1 protein-coding gene is annotated in these 1,730 nt (G+C 65.8%); it reads right to left on the minus strand.

Annotation, left to right across the window (positions count from 1 at the left end):
• Positions 1-164 precede the first annotated feature (164 nt).
• Positions 165-1,730 (minus strand): aromatic amino acid ammonia-lyase (locus J8I26_RS22530; protein ID WP_209609452.1); only part of this gene is annotated, 1,566 nt, incomplete at its 5' end.

Below are 1,730 nucleotides of genomic sequence, written 5' to 3' on the forward strand. Positions count from 1 at the left end.
AAAAAGCCCGGCATATGCCGGGCTTTTTTACGTGCATCGATGCATGACGAAAGACGCTGGGCCCCTGCTTGCGCAGGGGCGACGGCGATGGGAGTTCAAGCTGTCTGTCGTTCCTGCGCAAGCAGGAACCCAGTGTCGTCCGTCGCACATCAACGAACGCCGCCTCAGACGAACTGCCCAATCCCCGCAATCACCGCATTGCGCACCGAGCCGCTCACCACGAAGTCATGCGCGGCCTGGATGTCGGCGTGGAACCAGCGGTCGCCGTCCAGGCAGGCCGGGATCTGGCGACGGATCTCGTCGTAGGCGGCCTGCGTGCCCTGGCCCAGCTTGAAGTCCTTCAGCAGTTCCTCCGTCATGGTCAGCGCCTGCGCCGCCAGCAGCATTTCCACGCCGACGATGTATTGCGTGTTCTGCACCACCGTCATCGCCTTGCGCGCGCACCAGGTCGAGTTGGAGATGTGGTCTTCGCTGTTGCCCTTGGACGGGATGCTGTCCACGCTGCCCGGCATTGACAGCGTACGGTTTTCCATCACCAGCGAGCTTAGCGAGCACTGCACCACCGGATAGCCGGTGTTCACGCCGCGGATGCCGCTCATCAGGTTGCGCGGCAGGCCCCACGACAGCGTCGGGTCGATCAGGCGCGCCACGCGGCGCTCGCAGATGCTGCCCAGGTCGGTGATGGCCATGGCCAGCAGGTCCATCGCCTGCGCCAGGTACTGGCCGTGGAAGTTGCCGCCGGAGATGATCTCGAAGCCCTCGCCGTCTTCCTTGTTGAAGATCAGCGGGTTGTCGGTGGCGGAATTGGTTTCCTTGTCGATGATGGTGTCGATGTAGTCCAGCGCGTCGAACACCGGGCCGTACACCTGCGGCGAGCAGCGCAGCGAGTAGACGTCCTGGATGCGCGCGGTGTAGGGAATGTCGGTGCGGCGCAGCTCGTCGGGCAGCTGCACGGCGCGGGCTTCGTGGGTGGTACGGGTGGAGCCCTTCAGCAGCGTGCGCACCACCTGCGCGGTCTTGATCTGCCCCGCGTGCGGGCGCGCCTGCTGGATACGCGGGTCGAACGCGGACATTTCTGCGCGCATCGCCTCCAGCGTCAGCCCCAGCGACAGGCAGGCGTCGGTCAGCAGATGGCGGGCGTCGTGCGCGGCCAGGATGGCGACGGCCAGCGAGGCGGTGCAGCCATTGATCAGGGCCGAGGCGTCCTTGGCCTTGAGGTCGAACTTGACCGGGCCGATATCGGCCTGGGTGATGGCTTCAGGGGCGCTCATGCGCTGGCCCTTGTACATCACCTCGGCTTCGTCGAAGCCGGCGATCGCCGCGGCCAGGTAGGCCAGCGGCGCCAGGTCGCCCGAGGCGCCGACCGAACCCTTCTGCGGCATGATCGGGTGAATGCCGGCGTTGATGAAGGCCAGCAGGCGATCCACGACTTCCACCCGCGGCGCGGAGTAGTTGGAAGCGAACGCGTTGGCGCGCAACAGCATGGTGGCCCGGCTGACTTCCTCCGAGAACGGCTCGCCGATGCCGGCGCTGTGCGCGCGGATCAACTGGGTCTGGAACAGTTCGATGTGCTCGACCTTGATGCGGGTGTCCTTCAGCAGGCCCACGCCGGTGTTGAAGCTGTACATCATCGGCGCCTCGTCGTGCATCCAGGTGCTTTCGATGTAGTCGCGGCTTTGCTTCAACGCGGCGCGCGAGGAGTCGGCCAGCGCCACTTTCAGGTAGGGCGC

The sequence above is a fragment of the Herbaspirillum sp. LeCh32-8 genome (assembly GCF_017814915.1).
Classification (GTDB): Bacteria; Pseudomonadota; Gammaproteobacteria; order Burkholderiales; family Burkholderiaceae_D; genus Herbaspirillum.